This is a genomic window from Alicyclobacillus suci, from assembly GCF_017329615.1.
Lineage (GTDB): Bacteria > Bacillota > Bacilli > Alicyclobacillales > Alicyclobacillaceae > Alicyclobacillus > Alicyclobacillus suci.
Map to the genome: position 1 here is coordinate 1 of NZ_JAFMTW010000164.1, position 478 is coordinate 478.

Here is a 478-nt window from a genome sequence, read left to right on the forward strand (position 1 = left end):
AGCTCTACAATTCATACTCGCTACGATTTGAATGCCGCCACCTCCTTTGGCGGTGCAGCTGGTCTCATAGATTTCGTTTTGGGAACGGGTATTGACAGGAAGTTTTGGGTACATGGATTACGCAAGGGCAGAAACACCCAGTTCCACATGGATGACATTGCTTTGACCATCATGCTCGGTTCCCTGCTTGGGCAGGAACGGATTTTCCACTTTGAGGACATCGAACAAGATCCCCTGTTGAAGCTGAAGTTGGACGTGCCGAAACTGCCTGACACGACTCTGTTATATAAGGATCTCAAACGGCTTGGCTCCGCCGCTGGCATCAAGGCGATACGTTCGGCGCATAGACAAATCCTAAGGTCACTTCTCCCCAAAGGATAAAGCATCGTGGTCGATATCGACTCCTCTGTAGAGACTGTTTATGGCGCGCAGCAACAGTCCGCTGTTGGATATCATCCACACCATCACGGACGAGCGA

Annotated in this window: 1 protein-coding gene; it reads left to right on the forward strand. The window is 50.6% G+C overall.

Going from position 1 to position 478, the window contains the following annotated elements:
* A partial coding sequence (locus tag J3482_RS20260; protein WP_206923096.1) for a hypothetical protein occupies positions 1–381 on the forward strand: 381 nt, incomplete at its 5' end.
* Positions 382–478: the final 97 nt, after the last annotated feature.